This window comes from Neobacillus cucumis (genome assembly GCF_023715505.1).
Map to the genome: position 1 here is coordinate 32,182 of NZ_JAMBOH010000017.1, position 21,783 is coordinate 53,964.

The 21,783-nt window shown below is 39.2% G+C and carries 14 protein-coding genes; all 14 read left to right on the top strand.

Annotated features, from left to right (window positions below; genetic code table 11):
- The first annotated feature begins 35 nt into the window (after positions 1-35).
- The 14 genes from M3226_RS20950 to M3226_RS21015 all read left to right on the top strand — a co-directional run bounded on the left by M3226_RS20950 (position 36) and on the right by M3226_RS21015 (position 21,767).
- Positions 36-1,832, top strand: coding sequence for a sensor histidine kinase (locus tag M3226_RS20950; protein WP_251570258.1), 1,797 nt, complete (start codon positions 36-38; stop codon positions 1,830-1,832).
- Complete coding sequence (locus tag M3226_RS20955) at positions 1,807-3,399, top strand: response regulator transcription factor (protein ID WP_251570305.1); 1,593 nt, start codon at positions 1,807-1,809, stop codon at positions 3,397-3,399. Before M3226_RS20950 ends, M3226_RS20955 begins: the two co-directional genes overlap by 26 nt.
- Positions 3,400-3,436: 37 nt before the next feature.
- A complete protein-coding gene (locus tag M3226_RS20960; protein WP_251570307.1) occupies positions 3,437-4,768 on the top strand; it encodes an ABC transporter substrate-binding protein in 1,332 nt (443 codons plus the stop codon).
- A gap of 218 nt (positions 4,769-4,986) precedes the next feature.
- On the top strand, positions 4,987-5,913 hold the full coding sequence (locus M3226_RS20965; RefSeq protein WP_308211974.1) for an ABC transporter permease: 927 nt from the start codon (positions 4,987-4,989) through the stop codon (positions 5,911-5,913).
- Between the two features lie 24 nt (positions 5,914-5,937).
- Positions 5,938-6,822 (top strand): carbohydrate ABC transporter permease, encoded by an 885-nt coding sequence (locus M3226_RS20970; protein WP_251570309.1) that lies wholly within the window; start codon positions 5,938-5,940, stop codon positions 6,820-6,822.
- A gap of 228 nt (positions 6,823-7,050) precedes the next feature.
- A complete protein-coding gene (locus tag M3226_RS20975; RefSeq protein WP_251570311.1) occupies positions 7,051-8,685 on the top strand; it encodes an ABC transporter substrate-binding protein in 1,635 nt (544 codons plus the stop codon).
- A 94-nt stretch (positions 8,686-8,779) separates the two neighbouring features.
- The gene (locus M3226_RS20980; RefSeq protein ID WP_251570313.1) at positions 8,780-9,769 is read left to right on the top strand and encodes a carbohydrate kinase family protein; all 990 of its coding nucleotides are present in this window, start codon (positions 8,780-8,782) and stop codon (positions 9,767-9,769) included.
- Positions 9,766-11,241, top strand: coding sequence for a glycoside hydrolase family 32 protein (locus M3226_RS20985; RefSeq protein WP_251570314.1), 1,476 nt, complete (start codon positions 9,766-9,768; stop codon positions 11,239-11,241). The genes M3226_RS20980 and M3226_RS20985 overlap by 4 nt, the downstream gene beginning before the upstream one ends.
- A gap of 154 nt (positions 11,242-11,395) precedes the next feature.
- Positions 11,396-12,520 carry a Gfo/Idh/MocA family protein gene (locus M3226_RS20990; RefSeq protein WP_251570317.1) on the top strand — a complete coding sequence of 375 codons (1,125 nt, stop codon included), beginning with the start codon at positions 11,396-11,398 and terminating at the stop codon, positions 12,518-12,520.
- 59 nt (positions 12,521-12,579) lie between these two features.
- Positions 12,580-16,371 (top strand): GH32 C-terminal domain-containing protein, encoded by a 3,792-nt coding sequence (locus M3226_RS20995; RefSeq protein ID WP_251570323.1) that lies wholly within the window; start codon positions 12,580-12,582, stop codon positions 16,369-16,371.
- A 225-nt stretch (positions 16,372-16,596) separates the two neighbouring features.
- Positions 16,597-17,682 carry a Gfo/Idh/MocA family protein gene (locus tag M3226_RS21000; protein ID WP_251570324.1) on the top strand — a complete coding sequence of 362 codons (1,086 nt, stop codon included), beginning with the start codon at positions 16,597-16,599 and terminating at the stop codon, positions 17,680-17,682.
- Positions 17,683-17,991: 309 nt separating this feature from the next.
- The gene (locus tag M3226_RS21005) at positions 17,992-19,005 is read left to right on the top strand and encodes a LacI family DNA-binding transcriptional regulator (RefSeq protein WP_251570326.1); all 1,014 of its coding nucleotides are present in this window, start codon (positions 17,992-17,994) and stop codon (positions 19,003-19,005) included.
- A gap of 11 nt (positions 19,006-19,016) precedes the next feature.
- A complete protein-coding gene (locus M3226_RS21010) occupies positions 19,017-20,330 on the top strand; it encodes an ABC transporter substrate-binding protein (protein WP_285857933.1) in 1,314 nt (437 codons plus the stop codon).
- 207 nt (positions 20,331-20,537) lie between these two features.
- Positions 20,538-21,767, top strand: coding sequence for an ABC transporter permease subunit (locus tag M3226_RS21015; protein ID WP_251570446.1), 1,230 nt, complete (start codon positions 20,538-20,540; stop codon positions 21,765-21,767).
- Positions 21,768-21,783: the final 16 nt, after the last annotated feature.

Consider the following 21,783-nt stretch of genomic DNA (forward strand, 5'->3'; position numbering starts at 1 on the left):
TGTAAGGGCTTACTTAAGCCTTCAGGGGGAATGATATGTTTTTTTCCTTACGTAATCGTTTATTTATCGTATTTACTTGTTTATTAACAATCCCGTTAATTATATTGTCCTTTATTATACCAAGCTGGTTTACATCCATCATTGAGGAACAGACACAGGAACTGACAGTGGAGGCTATGGACCAATATTCGCTTTTTATTGATTCCATCACAACGCAAGCGAAAGATTTAGGGAATCAGGTACTCGTAAACCAAACGACACAAAAATGGATCAAACTAGAAAGCAAGAATGCCAATATATCCGATGGACAGAGACTTCTACAGAAGAATCAACTCAAAATGTTGTTATCGTCGATGATGGTAAACAATTCAAATGGCATGTCGATTTCAGTTGTTTTGAATGATGGCACAGGGACCTGGGGAAATATCTCAAACTTAAATCAAGTAGATTGGTTTAAAAACTATTCTCAAAATAAACAGCAATATATTAAGTCGCATATTGATCCATTTCAGCCAACCCAAGGTAACATTAATAGCTATATTTTACCCCTCTTCGATATGAATACATTTGTTTCGTATGGAATGATTAAGGTGAATTTTCCTTCAGAATTGCTTGAAACATCGTTGAATAAAACCAAGATTGGAAAAAACGGACATGCTTATTTGATCAATCATAATGGCGAAAATATCCTGCCTGGAAAGATCCGAACTCCTAAAAAGGTTTTGAAACAAACCTTAATTAAATTAAGCGATGATAAAAATCAAAAGGGATTAGTCGAAACGGATGATCATGGAGAAAAATATTTAGTTTTTTATCAAAAGTTAGGGGTAGGCGATTGGATTTTAATTAGTGAAGTAACTAAGTCTGAATTATTCGCTAAGGTCACACGTTTACAACGGAACCTGCTGTTAACTAGTGCGATCGTGTTTTTAATAACGATTGTAGCTTCTTACATGATTTCTTCGAATATAGTTAGCCCCTTAGGTAAGTTGGCAAAAGCAATGAGGTATATAGAAAGCGGCGATTTTTCCGGTGCCAAACGCTTTATGCCGACAATAAAATCAGCTAATAATGAAGTGGGTTACCTAATAACCGTTTTTAATCAGACGATTGATCGGTTGAAGAATTTAATTGAAACCGAATATGAGGCAAATTTACGCCAAAAAGATGCGGAATATAAAGCCTTATTATTACAAATCAATCCACACTTTTTAAATAATACGCTTGAAATTATTGGTGGATTAGCTATGCAAGGAAAAAATAAACAGGTGATGGATGTAAGTATTCACTTAGGCCGAATGATGAGATATTCCTTGAACACGCACAGTGATGTAGTAAATTTGGGAGAAGAGTTAAAGTATATCCGCAGTTACACTGAAATATTAAAGCTAAGATATGAAGATGCTATATCAATTGAGATTGAAGAAGATTTAGAGACAAGAAGTCTTCCTATTATTAAATTTATTTTACAGCCTCTCGTCGAGAACGCAGTGAAATATAGTTTTATCGAAAAAACGTCAGCAGAAATTTTTATTAAAACCAAGCAAAGTAATCATTTAGTATTTATTGTTATTGAAGATAAGGGGATCGGAATGTCTGAAGAAGTGATCTCCGATCTAATGAGTGTCCAGACGAAGAATGATATAAATAGTGTCCTCATGAGTAAAGGAAGCAGCATTGGACTAAGGAATGTACTAAGTCGCTTGAAGCTTAACTATGGTCCAAATTTCTCGTATATGATTGAATCTGAAAGGAATGCAGGCACACGGATTACGTTATGCATCAATACAGATCGGGGTGATAGACATGTTGAAGGTGATCATCACAGATGACGAGATTCAAATTCGTAAAGGCTTACGGATGAAAGTGAACTGGGAAGAACAAGGATTCCAAATTGCAGGTGAGGCGTCCAATGGGGTAGAAGCGCTTGAATTGCTTCGGGATTTGAATATCGATGTGGTTATTACGGATATGAGGATGCCGATTATGGATGGAATTGAATTAGCGAAACGTTGTCAGCAAGAATTTCCGAACGTAAGGGTAGTTGTGTTATCGGGTTATTCTGATTTTGAATATGTAAGAGGTTCATTGAAACAAGGGGTAAAAGACTACTTGTTGAAACCCGTTGCCCCTGATGAATTAGTAGAGGTATTGAGTAAGATTCGTAAGGAAGTGGAAGAAGAGAAGCGGATCCAAGCGGAATCGGCTCGATTGCGCAGGCTTGTTCATTCTCAGTTTCAAGAAGTTCAGGAGCAATATTTACTCTACCTTGTAAAAGAGGAATGGCTAGAGCTAAACAAGGTAACAGAGAGATTGCGCCAATTGCAGTTAGAAGATCTTGTAAATGATGACGGAGAAGTACAATTTGTTACGGTAGAAATTAGAGGGAAAGAATACAATCCGAATCGATTAAAGGAACTATGGCTTCCCTTTCAGATGTTATGTAAGGAAATTGCAAAAGATCATCCCAAAACGTATTCGTTTTATGACCCTAGTTATGCAAATATGATTCACTTTTTACAGCTTCTCGATTCCGACAATAGAGACAGTCCTTCAAGGCTAGTAAACGAAATACAGCAGACGATTAAGAGACTCTTGAAATTAGAAACGGTTGTTGGAATTGGAAATGTGACTTGTGGAATTACAAATTTTAAGACAGGTTATATCTCTAGTTTACTTGCATGGAGTCAAAGTCAACTCGGCTCACAATCACAGGTATTGGATGGGTCGAATGTAAAAGAAGAAGTATTTGAGTTTTCACCTGAGATTGAAAGAAAGTTAACTAATGGAATTGAGAGTGTCAATTACGAGGCATTTAAAGAGAATATATACTTTTTATTGGAAGGGGACCGAAACCTCTCGATTATGTCCTTTACCTTTGCTGCTAATCGTGTGTTGTTTTTGTTAGGCTCACTCGCAAGAAAATATAATATGGAAACAAACGATTTTCAAAAGGTAATGTGGAATTGTCAGCAAAGCATTTGGGAACTCAATTCGCAAACTAAAGTAATCGAGCATCTTCTTCAATTAGCGAAGCTAATTATCGAGAAGGTCCATGTAGCGCGTTTTTCGAACGGTAAAGTTATCGTAGCTAGTGTTCAGCAATATTTGGAACAGCATTACGCAAGTGAAATTTCCCTTTCCATGCTATCGGAACTCTTCCATATCAATAGTGCACATTTATCCGAAACGTTTAAACATACTGTTGGACAGAATTTCAGCGATTATCTTGTTCAATTACGACTACAGAAGGCCCGGCAGTTCCTGAAAGATAAACAGCTTAAAATCATTGATGTGGCAAACTTGACTGGCTTTTCTAACTCAGGGTATTTTAGTACCGTTTTTAAAAAGTATTTTGGACAAACCCCTGTTGAGTTCCGAAACTCACTAGATTCATAAGTTTAATTTTTTAAAGCAGGAAGGTGAGGGAATGTAGATGAAAAAATGGTTATCTTTGATTATTTTTGCCATTATACTTATAAGTAGTTCCTTGTATGCGCTATCTTTCCTTGGTACATTCTCTAGCCGTAAAACAGAAAATGTTAAAAAACTAAATAAAACGAGTCCAATCGTGCTAACCTTCTGGCGCAATAATGGAAATGCAGCAGAAAATAAAGCATATGAAAAATTAGTTTCTTCTTTCGAAGCAGCTCATCCTGCTATTAAAGTTCATATGAAATCATTTCCTTATAGTGATTATGAAATAAGACTGCGAACCGAGCTTGCCACTGGAAACCCTCCGGATGTGCTGACAATTGACAGCCCGACCTTGGCTCTTTATGCCAATACAGGTTCATTATTATCACTCGATTCATATATGAGAAAAGAGGGACATATTGAGGATATCCCTGAATCCACATTAAAAGGAATGAGTTTTCAGGGTGACATTTACTTGGCTCCGCTCGTTGAATCCAGTATTGCATTATTTTATAATAAGCGGCTTTTTAAAAATGCAGGCATACCTTTTCCATCAGGCGATCCCAATAAACCAATGACATGGGAGGAAGTGCTGCAGATTGCCAAAAAACTAACCCATCCTGAAAAGGGAGTGTATGGGATTGATCCAGCACAGGGCTTTAATGATGGCGAGTCTCCTGCTTATTTTAAAATGCCTCTCCTTTGGCAGTTTGGAGCGGACGCGCTAAGTCCAGATGGTACAACTGCAAGCCGGTATTTGGATTCAAAAGAGGCATTAAAAGCCCTGCAATTTTATCAAGATTTATATTATAAAGATAAAGTGGCCGGTTTTGAATTACCGCCAGACCCATTTATAACAGGGAAACTTGCGATGACTGTTCTTGGATCTTGGACATTGAAGGATCTGGAAAATAGTTCTGAATTTAAATTAGGTGAAGATTTTGGAGTTGCCCCTTTGCCAAAAGAGAAGTATCAAGTTGTTCCAAATGGAGGATGGGCCCTCGGTATCTCCTCCAAGACTAAATACTCAAAGGAAGCTTGGGAGTTTATCAAATATGTTACAAGTTATAAAGGGATAAAAATCTATGTCGAGGAAACAGGTGATATACCTGCTAGATACTCTGTTGCGAAAGACTTTCCTGAATTTAATCAATATCCTAAAAATATCTTTTTACAACAAGCACAAAAATTTTCTAAAAACCGCCCGGTTACCCCGGCTTATCCTGTGATCAGCGATGCCCTAAAGACCTTATTTGAAGAGGTTGGACTTGGTGGAAATGATGTAGGGGCTTCTGCAAAGGAAGCCGTGGAGAAAATTAACACTAGTCTAAAACAAATACAGAACCCATAAAAGGTATCCTCTAGTTCAAAACTAGAGGTTTTTTTATTTGTTAAAATTGTAACCGATTTCAAAGTGCCGAAAATATTAAACACCTTAAACCAAAAATATTGAAATATTCATAAGAGCCATTTTGTTAAAGTAAAGCCAGAAGAAGAAAATACCCCAGAGAGGAGGAAGCAATTGTGGAACAGATATACCAGAAAGTAGAGAATGGTCCAAACGAAGTAATGAAAGCAGAAGTGGGCACTAAAATGTCGAGGAATTTAAAGTATATGAAGAACAATTATCAATTATATCTCCTTGTTCTTCCAGCGTTAATCCTGCTTATTATTTTTAAATACGTACCCATGTATGGAGCCATTATTGCCTTCAAAGATTTTAATCCATTACAAGGAATCATGGGAAGTCCGTGGATTGGATGGGAAAATTTTGAGAAGTTCATGAGCACACCAGATTTTATGAATCTCTTAAAGAACACCCTAAAATTAAGTGCCTTTGGATTAATAATTGGCTTTCCTGTACCTATCATTCTAGCACTTATGATTCATCGAATTAAAAGAGTGGCCATTAAGAAAAATATTCAATTAGTCTTATATGCTCCAAATTTTATTTCAGTTGTTGTTGTAGTCGGGATTGTTTTTATTTTCCTATCGCCGGTTGGACCTATTAATCGATTCATCACTTTTTTGGGTGGAGACAGTATCTCCTTCATGACAGAACCTAGTTATTTCAGGACGATCTATATTATAAGTGATATTTGGCAATTTGCGGGCTGGGCATCGATTGTTTATTTAGCATCACTTTCCAATGTAAGCCAAGACTTAATTGATGCCGCGAAAATAGATGGAGCTAATATATTGCAGCAAATACGTCATATCGATTTGCCAACGATTAAACCGATTATGGTGATTCAATTTATTTTAGCTGCCGGAAACATCATGAGCCTGGGGTTTGAAAAAGCGTATTTATTGCAAACATCAATGAACCTTCCTACATCTGAAATATTGCCTACCTATGTTTATAAAATTGGCTTGCAGATGGGGGATTATGGTTACTCAACCGCAATTGGGCTTTTCAACGCCGTGATTAATGTCATCTTACTAATCAGCGTTAACCAAATCGTCAAACGGTTAAACGAAGGAGAAGGTATATAAATCTACTTGATGGAGGTGAGAGGTATGTTTAAGCATCAAACGAGGGCAGATAAAGTCATCTTAACAACAAACGGGATTATCTTGACCTTAATCGTATTTGCTATTTTAATCCCATTAATTTATGTCATTATGGCATCGTTTACAAATCCAGCAACTTTGTTAAACAGTGGGATTACCCTTAATCCATCCAAATGGACACTTCAGGGATACTCACGAGTATTTAAAGATGGATCACTATTAATAGGTTTTAGAAATTCACTTTTTTACTCCACTGCTTTTTCGCTTATTTCAGTTACAATCACGTTATTCGCTGCTTATCCATTATCAAGGAAGGATTTTGTCGGCCGAAAACTGATGATGGCTCTCTTTATTATTACAATGTTTTTTGGCGGGGGATTAATCCCAACGTATTTGTTAGTCAAAAATTTAAATATGCTTGATACCATTTGGGCCATTTTATTACCAGGTGCTGTAAATGTATGGAACATTATTTTAGCAAGAGCCTACTTTCAAGGCATCCCAAATGAATTACGAGAAGCCGCTATTGTTGACGGTACATCGGAAATCCAGTTTTTCTTTAAAATCCTGCTTCCATTAAGTAAACCAATCATAGCGGTATTAGTGTTATATCAATTTGTCGCACAATGGAATTCTTATTTTGATGCCATGATTTATTTAAAAAGCGAGAATTTACAGCCTTTACAAATTGTCCTTCGATCAATTCTTGTTCAAATGCAGCCTAGACCTGGCATGATTCAAGACGCACAAAACACAGCCCAGCTGCAGCAAATTGCTGAAATGGTCAAGTATTCAAGTATTGTCATTTCCAGTTTGCCGCTAATTATAATTTATCCTTTCTTCCAAAAGTACTTTGAAAAAGGAGTAATGGTGGGTTCAATAAAGGGTTAAAACTTAATTTTAAACTAATGGCTCTGTTAATCTTGAATGTTGATTTCCGCTCCAGGCGGCTTCGCTTTCCGCGGGCGTGCCGGGGAGCCTCCTCGGCGCTTTAGCGCCTGTGGGGTCTCCCCTGCCCCGTACTCCCGCAGGAGTCTTCGCCGCCTTCCGCTCCAATCAACGCTGAAAATCAACAATAACCATTAACACAGCCAAACTAATAAATGGGGTGAAGGGATTATGAAGAAAAAGAAAAAAATGAGTTTTTTAGTAACGGCTGCACTTGTTACAAGTTTACTAGCTTCAGGTTGTTCGAATTCGGCCAGTTCGAAAAAAGAGGCAGATGGGGCCAATTCATCACCAAAGTATGAACTGAAAAATATCAATTTTCCATTAGATAAAAAGGTGACATTAAAATTTTTAACACAAAGTTCACCAATTGCGCCAAAGGATCCAAATGATAAATTAATTTGGAAAAGAGTAGAAAAGGATACAAATGTTCATATCGATTGGACGAATTACCCTTGGGAACAATTTGGAGATAAAAGAAACTTGGAGCTTGCTAGCGGCGACCTGCCGGATGCCGTTTTTCATGCTGGCTTAAGTGATAATGATATCCTGAGATACGCGAAACAAGGAGTTATTGTCCCTGTAGAAACACTAATTGATAAATATATGCCAAATTTCAAGAAAGTTTTAGATACTCGCCCGGAATACAAAAAATTAATTACTGCTTCGGATGGGCATATCTATTCCTTCCCATGGATCGAGGAACTTGGCAATGGGAAAGAAGCGATTCAAGCGTTAGATGACATACCTTGGATTAATAAGAAATGGTTAGATGAGTTAGGTTTAAAAATGCCGACAACTACTGATGAGTTAGAAAAGGTTTTGATTGCGTTTAAAGAAAAGAAGCCAGAGGGAAAAAATGATATCATTCCGATGTCGTTCATGATCAACCATGGCGGTGAAGATCCAGCTATGCTCTTAGGTGCCTTCGGGTCAGGCGATAACTATGATCATTATGTAGTATCAGAAGATAAGAAAGTCATGTATACAGCAAACCAAGAGGGATATAAAAAGGGAATTGAATGGCTTCACCAGCTGCAACAAAAAGGTTTAATCGATAAGGAGGCCTTTACGCAAGATTGGAATACGTATGTGGCCAAAGGGAAGAACGGCCGCTACGGCTTATACTTTACGTGGGACAGAGCCAATATTTCTGGTAATAATGAAGATTATGTTCCACTTCCTCCATTAAAAGGACCAGATGGGCAGATCAATGTAACAAGGACCAATGGATATGGTTTTGATAGGGGCCGAATGGTCGTAACAAGTGCAAACAAGAATCTTGAATTAACAGCAAAATGGATTGATAAGGCTTATGAACCAATTCAATCTGTACAAAATAACTGGGGTACTTATGGAGATAAGAAGCAACAAAATATCTTTGAACTTACCAGCAATGGTTCTCTAAAACATTTACCGCTTGGTTCCACTTCACCTTGGGATTTAAGGCAAAAAACAAATGTTGATGGGCCTTTGGCAGTTTTAGATAACTACTATGGAACGGTAACGACCATGCCAGATGATGCTGCTTGGAGACTTGATATCCTGCATAAAATATATGTTCCTTCTATGAAAGCAACCTATAATTATCCACCAATTTTCTTAGATAAAGACGATCAAGATCAATTAACACAACTGGAGACAGTGGTAAAACCATATGTAGAAAGAAAGAAAGCGGAATGGATTTTAAAAGGCGGTATTGAAAAACAATGGGACGACTATTTAAAACAATTGGACAAAAACGGCCTTCCAAAACTATTAGACATTAAACAAAAGGCATTAGATAAGTATAATGGCGGGGAATAAGTTAGTAGACTATTAAATTAAGGAATGACCATCCAAGCCGAAACAGAATTTCGTTTCTGTTCGGCTTATTTTTCATAAAGTTAGGTGAGTAGACATGTTCGATGTAACGGCATTGGGTGAAGTATTGATAGACTTTACGCCAGCAGGGAAATCAGAAAGTGGTGAAGTTCAGTTTGAAAGGAATCCAGGAGGAGCCCCAGCATACGTTCTTGCAGCACTAGCTAAGTTAGGAAAGAAAACAGCGTTTATTGGTAAGGTAGGTAATGATCAGTTTGGTCATTATTTACATTCTGTATTAGGTAAGAATGACATCAACACGAAGGGCCTTGTGTTCTCGAATGAGATAAATACAACACTAGCTTTTGTACATTTAGATGAACAAGGGGATCGGTCTTTCAGTTTTTATCGTAATCCTGGGGCAGATATGATGTTAAAGGAGCAAGAAGTCAATCTAGAGTTATTAGATCATACGCGTATCTTCCATTTCGGAACGATCTCCATGACACATGAACCTGCTGCATCTGCCACTTTAATGGCGATTAAGTATGCGAAGGAAAAGGGCCTCCTCATCTCATTTGACCCAAATTTAAGAGTTAATCTTTGGGGGAATTTGAGCCGCGCAAAGGAGATGTTTACTATTGGTTTAGGATATGCCAATGTCTTAAAAATATCTGAAGAAGAGCTAGATTTTATTTCAGGCACGAAAGATCCTGATAAGGGTACGGCCTATATCTATGACCAATTTCATACTGAATTAATCTTCGTTACCATGGGAGGAGAAGGCTGCTTCTACCGTTTAGGAGAAAAAGTGGGGAAATGCAGCGGCTATGAGGTAGTGTCAAATGATACAACGGGTGCAGGAGATGCCTTTTTAGCAGGCGTTCTTTATCAAATTCTTGAGTATAATCGTTCGCTCTCTGAATTGACTTTAAATGATGTAAAACAAATAGTATTATTTGCGAATGCCGTAGGAGCCTTAGCAACAACAAAAAAAGGGGCAATCCCGGCAATGCCCTTAATAGAAGAAATTAGCGCATTAAGAGACAGCCAAGTATTAATTAAAAGGGGAATGGAATCATTATGATCAACGTTGATATGAAAGAAAAGTTTCGTCCACAGTATCATTTTTCACCCGAATCGAACTGGATGAATGATCCAAATGGAATGGTTTATTATGCCGGGGAGTACCATTTGTTTTATCAGCACCATCCTTACGGTACGACATGGGGGCCTATGCATTGGGGGCATGCTGTAAGCAAAGATTTAATTCATTGGGATCACCATCCAATCGCTTTGGCACCTGACGAGCATGGAGACATATTTTCTGGCAGTGTGGTGGTCGATTGGAATGATTCAACAGGTTTTTTTAAAGGTGCATCTGGACTTGTAGCCATTTTTACACATGCGGATCAATACCCGAATTCAGACCGTCCAAGACAAAGGCAGAGTCTTGCCTATAGTACAGATCGTGGACGTACTTGGATTAAATATGAAGGAAATCCCGTCTTAGCTGATGAATCAATCACTGATTTCCGTGATCCAAAAGTATTTTGGCATGAGGAGACCCATAAGTGGATTATGATTCTTGCTGCAGGGAACCATGTTCGGTTCTATGCTTCACACAATCTAAAGTCTTGGGAGTTTGCAAGCGAGTTCGGTTCCCAATCCGGGTCCCATGCTGGTGTATGGGAGTGTCCTGACATCTTCAAATTACCAGTTGTCGGAGTTGAAAATACCAGCAAGTGGGTAATGATCGTTAGTATTGGCAACGACTCCGCTTATATTGAAGGATCAAGAACGCAGTACTTTATAGGTCAGTTTGATGGTATATCGTTTACAAACGAGAATTCGGATGACACAGTTCTTTGGCTGGATTATGGACGAGATAATTATGCCGGTGTAACTTGGTCTGATATCTCGCATGAAGATGGACGGCGGATCTTTATTGGCTGGATGAGTAATTGGAAATATGCAAATGAAACACCAACCGTCGGGTGGAGAAGTGCCGTAACCCTTCCTAGGGAGTTAACATTAAAAGAAACTTCTGATGGCGTTAGACTTATTCAAACTCCAGTGGCTGAGCTTGAAAAAATCAGACGGGAAAAACGGTCATGGAATCAGCTCTTCATTGAACCAGGGAAACATGTATCACTTGACGTTTCTGGAGAACAGTCAGAAATTATAGCTGAATTTGAACTTGAGTCGGCAACAGAATTTGGTATCAAAATCCGAAAATCTGATTCTGAGGAAACCATTATAGGATATGATGCTGTAAATGAATTCCTATTTATTAATCGGATTAACTCAGGAGTTACTGAGTTTAACGAATATTTCCCATGTTTACATGGAGCCTCGTTAAAGGCGGAGAATAATCGAATTAAACTGCACATTTTAGTAGACAGTTCATCTGTTGAGATTTTTGCGAACAATGGCCAAGTGGTGATCACAGATTTAATCTTCCCTGATCCTAAAAGTACAGGGATTGAATTATATACTACAAATAAGAAGGTTAAATTAGCCTCGTTAGTCATCGTTCAATTGGCTTCAATTTTTTAATGACTACATCCAGTTTTGTTTTTTCTGAACTGCTGAAGTTAATTGTTATTTCAAATTAAATGAATTATTTGAGTAAGGGCAGATTTCAACCTGAGTGAACCTGCCCTTTTTCATCCATTAATTGAGTATAAAACACTTTATAGGAGGGCATTTCATGCAATTAGGCTTTATTGGCTGTGGAGTTATTTCAATTGAGCATGTTGAAGGATTAGCGGAGTTAAAGAGCAAAGGACTGGAAACATTTGAATTGTCAGCAGTATGTGACATTCAGGTTGAAAGAGCTGAAAATTTTTCTATAGAGGTAGAAAAAAGGTTAGGTAAACGGCCAGCTGTATATTCTGATTATCGTGTGATGTTAGAAAAAGAACAATTAAATGCCGTTTCTGTTTTGGTCAATCATGATCTGCATCATTCAGTAGCGGAAGATTGCTTTGCTGCAGGGGTAAATGTGCAAATGCAAAAGCCGTTAGCCATTTCCCCGTCTTTTGGTCAGAAAATGATTTCTGATGCCAAAAAGTATAATCGTATTCTAACAGTTTCAGAACCAAGTGTGTTAGGTGCAGCAAATGTTGCGATGGTGAATGCTGTAAAAGATGGAATAATTGGTTCTGTTTCTTTAATTATGGATTATGCGACAGTTTCTTTAAATCGAGGATTTTTCGCTGGTACTCCGTGGAGGCATATGAAGGGTAAGGCTGGGGCTGGCTGGATTAATGACCATGGTGTACATCGAACACACTTCTTCACTGAAATTAATGGTGCGATTGATGAGGTTTTTGCCTATACAGAAATTTTTGAAAAAGAATTAAGTAATGGAGAGGTGACAATTAAACCTACTGGAGAAGATACTGCGGTTACTGTGTTTAAATTTAATAATGGGGGACTTGGACATTGGATGTGTGCCACATCGGCTCATGGTGAAAGAACCGGGGGTGTATGGATTTATGGGAATAAAGGATGTCTTCGTCCTGGACAGCATGTAGCACTTGATGATGGAAGAAGAATTTTGATACCAGAATTAATAGAAAGATATGCATCGGATATTGTTACACATCCATTTGCCCATTCATATGTGGAATTATGGGATGCAATTATTAAAAATAAGACACCTATTTCTGGTGCTCAAAGAGGCCTAGAAGCATTAGGCATTGTATTTGCTGCACTAGAATCCGCAACAATTGGCCAGCCAGTCAAAGTTAAAGACATCCTAAATGGTAAAAAGCACAAGTATGAAGATACAGTTTTTGATGAGATGGAATCTGAAGAAGTAAATTTATAATCGAGCTCTAATAAAGATATGAATCTAGTAATTAGTGTAATTGGAAGAGAGGGCAATGGATGAAATCGACTTTGAAAAAATGGGCTTTTGTATTTTTGTCAATCGTGCTTATCACGGCTGCAATGGGAACGATTTTTACTCATCCTACGACAGGCATGGCAACTGAATCGACAGAAAGCGGGGAGGGTTCAACTATTAATGAAAACACAACCAAAGCAAATACAAATCTAACAGACTGGCAAGTGAAAGGGAAAGGCACATTAGAAGACACAGAACAGGGACTTTTGCTCACTTCAGAACCTAAAGAAAATGTCATGGCGATATCGGGTGTTACAACTGAAGATTTTATTTATGAAGCTGATGTAAAAATCATCGACAGGAACGCAGACGCCACATTAGTGTTCCGATCAAATGAAGATGGCTGGGACTCGTACATGCTGCAAATCGTGCCAAACGCGGGAATTATTCGTCTTCGTGATGCTCGTGATGAGTCGAGATTAAAAGTTGAACACCAAGTGAACCTGCAAGAAGGGGGGATCTATCACCTGAAGGTAAAGGCGGTTGGTGATCATCTCCAAGTTTATTGGGGGGATCATTATGCTCCTGTCATTGATGTTCATAACAATCTATATAAGAAGGGATTACTTGGTCTCAACGTATGGGATGGATCAGCCATATTTCAAAATGTAAACGCTAGCAAACTATCTACCAATCTAGGCTCCTATCAATATAAGGAAGGAAGCTGGGAACCAGCCATTAAAGGTCTAAAGGGAATGGCCATTGACGGGGTGAAAGCCAAGCAAATCTTTAAAAGATGTGAAAGCGACTTTGTTCTTGAAGGAAATATATCATTTGACCAAGATCTAGCGGAAGCTGGCCTTTTATTTCGTACAAATGAGCAAGGAACTACGGGTTATCAAGCGGTACTTATCAAAGAAGGAAACTCGGTCAAAGCTCAATTAGAGAAAGCGGACGGTACTGTACTTAAAACATCAGACCGCACTTATAAATCTCAAGAAGGTACCATACACCATCTTGAAATTATCACAAACGGCGATCAAATTGAACTTTATGTTGATGGATATACGGATGCAGCAGTAAATGCGACGGATACGAGTAACAGCACAGGCTTTGCTGGTTTTACCGTTGTATCAGGGACTGCATACTTCCAAGATACTTATCTTGTTCCAGCATCAAGCTATTATACGGAAAAATATCGGCCAGATTATCATTATACTCCAGCCCGCGGATCTGTAAGTGATCCGAATGGACTCGTTTATTACGAAGGAGAATATCACTTATTCCATCAGGATGGAGGAACTTGGGCTCATGCAGTTAGTAAAGATTTGGTAAATTGGAAGCGCCTTCCTATTGCGTTACCATGGAATGATTACGGACATGTATGGTCTGGTTCTGCCATAGCAGATGTAACAAATACCTCCGGTTTATTCACTAATGCTGGTGGTAAAGGGCTGATTGCCTACTATACTTCATTTAACCCAGATGGACCTAATGGGAATCAGCGGGTCGGTCTTGCCTATAGTACCGATCAAGGGCGTACCTGGAAATATTCAACAGAGCACCCCATCGTTATCGAGAATCCGGGTAAGAATGGTGACGATCTAGGTGGGTGGGATTTCCGTGATCCAAAGGTGGTCCGAGATGAGACGAACAATCGGTGGATTATGGTTGTATCTGGAGGAGACCACATTCGCTTCTTTACTTCAATAAACTTAATAGATTGGAAGCTTACCGATAATTTTGGTTATGGAGATTATGTTCGCGGTGGTGTTTGGGAATGTCCTGATCTCTTCGAACTTCCGGTAGACGGTACAGGGGAGAAGAAATGGGTTCTGATGATCAGTACAGGAGCCAATCCGAAGACACAAGGATCCGATGCGGAGTATTTTATTGGTAATCTAACAGCTGAGGGAAAATTTATTAATGATAATCCAGCGGGTGCGGTACTGAAAACGGATTACGGGAAGGAGTTCTATGCGTCGACGTCCTTTGCCAATATGCCTGATAACCGCCGTGTAATGTTGGCGTGGATGACCAACTGGGATTATCCATTTGCTTTCCCGACGACGGGCTGGAAGGGAGAACTGACGATTCCAAGAGAAGTAAGATTGCTGAAAACTGTTGATGGAATCAGACTTGCACAAGCACCGATTAAAGAGCTGCAGTCCATTCGCAGTACTCTATTTCAGGCGCAAAATAAGGTAGTCAATTCGACCAATGCTTCCAACTTATTGAAGGGAATCTACTCAGGAGCCTTCGAGATAGAAGTAGAGGTCGAAATCCCTGCTGACAGTAAGACAAGCGAATTTGGATTTCATGTTCGTGAAGGAGCTGGCCAAAAAACGGTTGTTGGGTATAAAACAGAGGAGAATCAATTATTTGTTGATCGTGCCGAGTCAGGAGAGACTGATTTCTCCAGCCTTTTTTCTACTTTACATGAAGCTCCTTTAAAACCAAATAATAAACGTATTAAAATGAATATATTTGTAGATGAATCTTCGATTGAAGTATTTGCTAATGATGGAAAAGTAGTTTTTTCTGATGTCATTTTCCCTGATCCATCAAGTCGAAGCATGAACTTCTACACAAAGGGTGGAGAGGTGAATGTTTTATCCTTAAAAGTCCATTCGCTATCCAATACTTGGAGGCCATACGGTGATGAGGGTACCAGTATTGTCATGGATTCAAATCAAAAAGAGATGAATATTGGTGATTCTCTTACTTTATTTGCTTCAGTGAAAAATGGAAAAGGAAAGGGAACTAAGCCAATTGAGTGGAAATCGAGTAATCCGAATGTAGTGAAGGTTGCCTCTGCAGCTGACTCCAAAGCCGTGCTTAAAGCAGGAAGCAAAGGTGAAGCGACCATTACCGCCTATCTACCAAATGGAAAAGCTTCTGCAAGTGTTGTGGTAAGAGTGTACGATGGTGAATTTTATACGAATCTGACTGGATGGAAATCAGATCTGTCTTCCTCCCACTGGACCATCACCGAAAATGGAATTCGTGGTACGTATACAAGTGATGCCAACTATATGGCCAAGGAAACAGCGGGAGACTTTACGTATGAAACAGATATGGTGCTGGGACAATCAGGAGGGGCAGGTTCCATCTTGTTCCGGGCAAGTGAAGACGGAAGAAGTGGTTATTACCTCAATCTTGATCCGAATATGAAGGCTTTTCGTCTATTTTACAAGATTGACGGTGGCTTTGAGGACCGTATGGTCATAGCGAAAGTCCCTGCCTTTATTCAACCAGGAAAGACATATAAGGTGAAAATCGAAGCGAAAGGTCCTTACATCCAGATCTATGTGGATGGCCAGAAAGTCATGGATTTACAGGATGGGACCTTTGCAGAAGGTCATTTTGGTTTAAATGTATTTGGAGGTCAAGTTTCCTATCAGAATGTGAATGTAAGCAATCTGTCTTCAGCTGATTTAACTGTTACAAGCTTTACAAATAAAGTACTAGGCAAAGCGCTTTATACAGCTAAGTCAGAAAACGGGGAGCCTGTGACAATAACTGATGCTGACAAAGCTACAGATTGGACTTTAATTCCAACTGGTGACGAATATGGTTCTTATTCGATACGTACTGAGGGCGGCAGGGCACTTGACCTGGATACGGGGCAAAATAAAATTCAGCTCTATAATTATCTAGGCTATAACAATCAGCGCTGGATTCTTATAAAAAATGAGAATGGAACGGTAACCATTACATCTGTTCATAACGGGAGGGCACTTGAAATATCAGAAGAGGGCAGTTTGACATTAAACGATTGGAATCCAGATTTAGAGAGCCAGCAGTGGACCCTTTCATCTGAAATTAGATAAAGTTCAAAAAGAAAAGCATTCGCAGTGCCTCACGCACGGAATGCTTTTTCCTTTGTGTTCGTAGTAAGCTTGATACAAAAATAGCAAAATAGTATATGTTTTCATTAGATGGTCTATGTTTTATTATCTTTATACGATATAAGATAAGTTTATGATTTTAAGCGCTTTCTCTATAGAAATAGTAAGATACGGATGATGAAAATAGGATTGGGGGAGGAATAGAACATGACAAAAAAATTACGCGTTGCCATCATTGGGTGCGGTGGAATTGCAAAGGGAAAGCACTTGCCAAGCTTGGCCAAGCTTTCACAGATTGAAATGGTGGCTTTCTGTGATATTGAAGAGGATCGTGCTGTTGAGGCAGCTTCAAAATATGGAATCGAAGATGCTGCAATCTATGTGGATTATCAAGAACTGTTAAAGGACGAGACCATCGATGTAGTCCATGTATGTACTCCTAATGACTCTCATGCCGATATCACCGTCGCGGCATTGGAAGCGGACAAACATGTAATGTGCGAAAAACCGATGGCCAAAACAGCAGCAGATGCTAGAAGAATGGTAGAGGCAGCCAAGCGGACTGGGAAGAAATTAACAATCGGTTACCAAAACCGTTTCCGTACTGACAGTCAATATCTGCAAAAGGTATGCGAACGCGGAGATCTAGGAGAAATTTATTATGCGAAGGCCCATGCGATTCGCCGTCGTGCGGTGCCAACATGGGGCGTATTCCTTGATGAAGAGAAGCAAGGCGGAGGCCCGTTAATCGATATTGGAACGCACGCGCTCGATTTAACCTTGTGGATGATGAACAACTATAAGCCTAAGGCAGTTTTAGGAAGTACATTCCATAAGCTTGGGCAGAAGAAAGATGCAGCAAATGCTTGGGGATCGTGGGATCCAGAGAAATTTAAAGTAGAGGATTCGGCTTTCGGATATATTACGATGGAAAATGGTGCCACCATCATGCTTGAATCGAGCTGGGCCATTAATATGCTGCAGACAGGAGAAGCCAAATGTACGCTGTGCGGGACAGAAGGCGGAGCAGATATGTGGGATGGCCTTCGCATCAATGGGGAAGATTTCAGCAAGTTGTATACGAATCACATCAATTTAGATGCTAAAGGTGTTGATTTTTATGACGGGGAAACGGAGGGTGCAGCCGAACTAGAAGCAAGACTGTGGATTGAAAGTATCTTAAATGATACCGAGCCGGTCGTAAAACCAGAGGAGGCACTAGTAGTTACTGAAATTTTAGAAGCTATCTATAAATCGGCGCAAACTGGAGAGGCCGTTTATTTTAATAAATAAACAAGCAGATGGAGGGAACTCTTACAACCTATTTTTTTAAATCAGTAGCAGGAAGAATTATTCAAAATTAATAGAATGGTAATTAAAAGAAAATGACCCTGGTTTGTTTGTTATCAAACTGGGGTCATTTTCTTTTATTACTAGCTAGATTTTAAAGCATAAAAATATTTTTTGAAATCTATAACTTTTCTGGAAATATGTATTGAAATTGGAAGGGTAATCTATTAAAGTAGAAATGTAATCGCTTACTGAAATCGATTACAAATAGAGAGAATATCTTTTAAAAGGAGGGAAAAGGGGGGATTTTGTTTGGCAACAATTGCCGATGTAGCAAAAAGAGCAGGGCTTTCAAGGGCTACCGTTTCAAGGGTGCTTAACAACCATCCAAATGTTACAGAAGATAAAAAAAGGTTAGTTCGTGAAGCAATGGAGTCGTTAAAGTATGTTCCAAATACAACTGCTCAGCGGCTCCGGAACCAAAGAACAGACACCATTGCCATACTAGTTCCAGTCCTTACAAATCCATTTTTCGCCTATTTGCTGGAAGCGATGGATATGGTAGCAACTAAGAACCATCTTCAGTTACTTATTTGCCAAACGAGGTATAGCAAACAGAAGGAAATGGATTTTCTAGAGCTATTAAGAACAAAACAAGTAGATGGTTTAATCTTAACTTCCTATGAAAACGAGTGGAAAAAAATTGAGCCATATTCAGCGTTTGGCCCCATGGTCTTATGCAATGAATATGAAAGAAACACAAAGGTGCCAATCATTCGTATGGATCAATTTGAGGCGAGCTACATAGGAACACGGCACTTGATTGAACAAGGGCATATAAGAATTGCATGTACCTGTGGCGATAAAAGTAATTTAGCAAAGGATAGACAGGCCGGGTACAGGAAAGCACTTGTGGAAACAGGAATTTCGGTTCAAGAGGACTGGATCTTCTCTAATGTATTCGACATCGAAGACGGTAAAAGGGTATTAAGAACGATTATAAATTTGAAAGAAGCACCTACAGCCGTTTTTACAGGGAGTGACCAGGTGGCAGCCGGAATGATTATGGCAGCCAAGGCGTTAGGTAAAAATGTTCCTGATGATATCGCCATCATTGGTTTTGATGACCAGCCGATTGCCAGGGTGGTAGAGCCGGCTCTTACAACCATTAGACAACCAATCGAAGAACTTGGAAAGACAGCAATGGAAGTAATGATTGATTTCATTGCCTTTAAGAAAGAAGTCAACCACCAGGAGATTCTATTACCCTATGATTTGGTAATTAGAGATTCAACTATGTCAAAATTGAAATCGATTTCAATATAGGGGGAATAACGTTGAAAAAGTCGAAAAAAGCAAAACTTCTAGCCGTATTTGCTACATTATCCTTGGCACTTGCTGCCTGTAGTTCCGATCAAACCAGCACAAAGGAAAAGCCAGCTGGCGACAAAACAAAAACAGCAACTGAGCAAAAAGTAAAAATTGTCTATGCACGCGGGAAGGATGTAACTAAGGGAACGGAAAAAGTGGTGGAGGCTTTTGAAGCAACACACCCAAATATTGATATTGAGTTCCGAGAAATGCCCTCTGATACCGGAAAGCAGCATGATGCATATATAACGGCTTTTAATGCAAAGTCTTCTGAAATCGATGTTATCGATATGGACGTAATTTGGCCTGCGGAATTTGCTCAGGCGGGCTATGTGCTTCCACTTGACCGTTTTATCCAGCAGGATGGAATTGACTTAAATGAATATAACCAAGGAGCTCTTGGTGCAGCCCAGTTTAACGGGAAACAATGGGCCCTTCCTAAATTTGTTGATGCAGGTCTACTATACTATCGAAAAGACTTAGTTAAAGAAGACGAAGTTCCAAAAACATGGGATGAGTTATTGGCAAAAGCAAAAGACAAGAAGGGACAAGGCAACACAAAATTTGGTTATGTTTTTCAATCGAAACAGTACGAAGGGCTTGTATGTAACGCAGTAGAATTTGTCGCCTCATATGGCGGAGCGTTTATCGATAAAAATGGGAACGTAGCCGTTAATAGTCCAGAAGCAATCAAAGGTTTAAAGAAATTAGTTGAAATTGCCAAGTCTGATGTAGTACCTGGTAATGTCACAACGTTTACTGAGATTGAATCAGACCAAGCCTTTATTGAAGGACAAACGGTATTCTTACGTAACTGGCCATATGAATATGCTAGTGCAAATGACAAAGAGAAGTCCAAGATTGTAGGTCAGGTAGGCGTAGCTCCACTTCCAGCAGGTGACAAAGGATCCGCTGCGGCACTAGGCGGTTGGATGGCTGGTATCAATAAGTATTCCAAGCATCCGAAAGAAGCTTGGGAATTCTTAAAGTTCATGGCGGGAGCTGAGGGTCAAAAGATTGATGCAATCTACGGTGGACATGCTCCAACAATTACAAAGCTATACCAAGATCAAGAGACTCTTAAAGCAAACCCAACTTTTGCTGATAAAGGCTTTGTAGATGGTTTAAGTGCAGCAGTTTCTCGACCAGTCGCTCCGAATTATCCAGAAATTTCAGAGATTATTCAGATTAATATTTCAAAAGCAATTGCAGGGGAACAAACTGTTGAACAAGCGGCTCAAAATATGGAAAAAGAAATGAAGGCAGCCCTTAATAAATAATATTTAAAAGCTAGGATTAGCCTTCTCCTTGGGGGCTAATCCGTTTAAATCCCTAAAATAGGAGGGGGTAACGTGAAAAATAGTGCCCTTAAAGTAGAAACAGATGATTATAAAGCATCGGTTAGAAAGACTTCTATTACCCCGAAGAAGAAAAGAAAAAAACTCTTTACTGAGAAAACGGCCGGGTATTATCTTGTGGCGCCTGCTATGATTTTAATCTTCCTCATTGCGATTTGGCCTGTTTTGCAATCCTTTTATTTCAGTTTGTTTGATTTAAGATTAAACAATCCCACTAAATCGGAAGTCCATTTAAGTTATAATCTCGACCTAGAACGATATCTGAATAACTATCCGTTTTTAATCGGAACCATTGATAATGAAATAAAGAGTGGGAATGGCGCCGAGGAGCTTCAGCCCATAAAGGATCAACTGCAATCAATAGATAAGATGATTCGCAGCAGATCTGAGATCAGCACAAAATATGATTCCGTAAACGATAAGTTAATGAATTTTGAACAGGTGAACTCTGAGCTTAGCATTGCAAAAATTGATAAAAAAATGGCTAAAGAATATGAAAATACTTCTGAAATTATTAATAATAAAATGAAGAAATTGTCCGGCAATGTTAAGTTCACTCAAGAAAAGAAACTCCTGGGTTTAGCAGCAGGATATGGAGATGCGCTTATTCAGCCTAATTTTATCGGTTTTCAACATTACAAAGATAATTTAACAGCTAGCAGAATGTGGAAGGCGATTGGAAATACTACTACATTTACGATTATCTCTGTCCTTGTGGAGCTTGTTCTTGGACTAGCGATTGCCCTTTTGATTAATAAGGCTTTCATCGGACGCGGGATTATTAGGGCGAGCATTCTGATTCCTTGGGCCATTCCGACCGCGGTCTCCGCCCTTATGTGGAAGTTTTTATATGATGGGCAAAATGGCATTGTCGCCAAAATTTTTGCAGATATCGGGTTGGTGGATAAGATGGAAAAACTCCTTGTAACTGACACCGGTGCCATGTTTTCAGTCATCTTTTCTGATGTCTGGAAGACCACTCCATACATGTCTTTGCTGTTATTGGCCGGGCTTCAAACCATTCCAGACTCACTTTACGAAGCAGCTTCCATTGATGGTGCAAGTAAATGGAAGCAATTTATGAAAATTACATTGCCTTTGTTAAAGTCAAGCATACTTGTTGCACTTCTATTTCGAACACTTGACGCTTTTCGTGTTTTTGACTTAATTTACGTTCTAACTGGCGGCGGTCCTGCTAACTCCACTGAAACCATTTCTATCCTCGCTTATAAGGTGATGTTTTCTCAGACTAATTTTGGTGACGGTTCTGCCCTATCTGTCATTGTATTTATATGCGTAGCGATTATTTCAATGATTTATATCAAGTTTTTGGGCAGAGATTTACTAAATGACAGATAAGGGAATTCGACAGTAC